Origin of the sequence: Candidatus Kurthia intestinigallinarum, assembly GCF_003991225.1 — a bacterium.
Taxonomy (GTDB): domain Bacteria; phylum Bacillota; class Bacilli; order Bacillales_A; family Planococcaceae; genus Kurthia; species Kurthia populi.
This window is the reverse complement of the sequence record NZ_JTFC01000174.1, coordinates 1-1414: the sequence shown is the minus strand read 5'-3', so window position 1 is coordinate 1414 and position 1414 is coordinate 1. Positions and strand designations below refer to the sequence as shown.

At 39.1% G+C, this 1414-nt stretch carries 1 protein-coding gene and 1 pseudogene; both read left to right on the top strand.

Annotated features, from left to right (window positions below):
- Window positions 1-315: pseudogene (locus QI30_RS19540) on the top strand (VirB4 family type IV secretion system protein); the annotation flags it as partial.
- Window positions 316-456: 141 nt separating this feature from the next.
- Window positions 457-1414 (top strand): type VII secretion protein EssB/YukC (locus tag QI30_RS19535; protein WP_148113915.1); only part of this gene is annotated, 958 nt, incomplete at its 3' end.

Genomic DNA, 1414 nt, shown 5'->3' with positions numbered 1-1414 from the left:
TATACGAAAGTCTTTTTTGGTCTAGATAATAAGGGCGTAGATGATATTACCGAAAAGCTACGCATGACCTTTAGTGAAAAGGAAAAAAAATTATTAGAGCGTCGTAAGCAAGGTGAGGCACTCATTATTCATGGTACACAGCGAGCGTTTATGCGGGTAGAGCTGACAGAAGAAGAACTACGATTAAAAGATCCAGCTCGTTATGAGGAGCTATATGAGGTTAGTGCAGCTATTACACCGAATTACGAAGAGCGTATTCGTATGACAGAGCTCGAGCGACAAGAGGCACTAGAAATGAGGAACTTTGAAAAGTAGAAATTTCCACTTTTGTTAAGTAGAATTTTCTACCCATCAAAAGTATAAGAACTATAAATTTATTAGGTTAACTGGTTAACCTATTGATATTACTGGATTTATAAGTTAACCATTTATTTTAAATCGTTAGGAGGTGCTAGTATGAGTGCGACCAAGATTTACAATTTTTCATTTGGCAGCATTAAATTAACACGTGAACTAGCCCAATTTACGATCCATCGTAATGAATTTAGTTATGACCGGTTGGAAGAAATCGAACAGTTTTTACGCGATACACGGAATGATGTGTTTCTATCATTTCGAAGTATTGAGGAGAACGAAGGGCATGTCGTCATGACCTTTCATTTTGTAGAGCACTTGAAGCCCGTTGTGGCGATTAAACAGGAGGCTTATGTTGTAAAGCTTGCTATTGCCCAAGCGATATTACTTGATGAGATTGTGACGAAGACTTCAAGCTTCGTCAGTTTGCATCCTGCAACTGTGTATTATCATCCGATGTCGACGATTCGCTACGGCTACCGAGCGAACCGACAAATGCCACGTGAGGAAAAATATACGCATTTACAGCGCTACAAAGCATTAATCTTAACGATTTTAACAAATCAACCGTATGAAAAATGCTTAGAAGAGCCTGAGCATTTAACGAAGCGTACGAATGATTTGGTACATTCGATTTTACAGGCACAAACAATTGAAGACATGCAGCTCTTATTAACTGAAGCTTATGATTTCGTAGCGTATCATACCGTGCAAACACAAACAGCTGAACGGAAGAAATGGCGTTCTCGTATGATTTTAGGTGTTGTTTTAACAGCGTTACTTGGCTTAGTTGGTATTGGTTATGTAAAACAGGATGCTAATGAACAGCAAGCAGCAGCGATTCAATCATTAACAGCTGATTATGAGGAGGAACAGCTCATTCAAGAGGCTGATACGTTGTTTGTAGCTGGGAAATTTAAAGAGGCAGTTCCATTATTTTTAGCGTTAGGTGATTCCACAGAAGAGGTTGCTAAAAAGCTTGTCTTAGAGGAGCAGTGGCAGCTAGCTCTTGATACAGAGCCAGCGATTTTAGAAACGGTCATTACGGCTTTATATAATG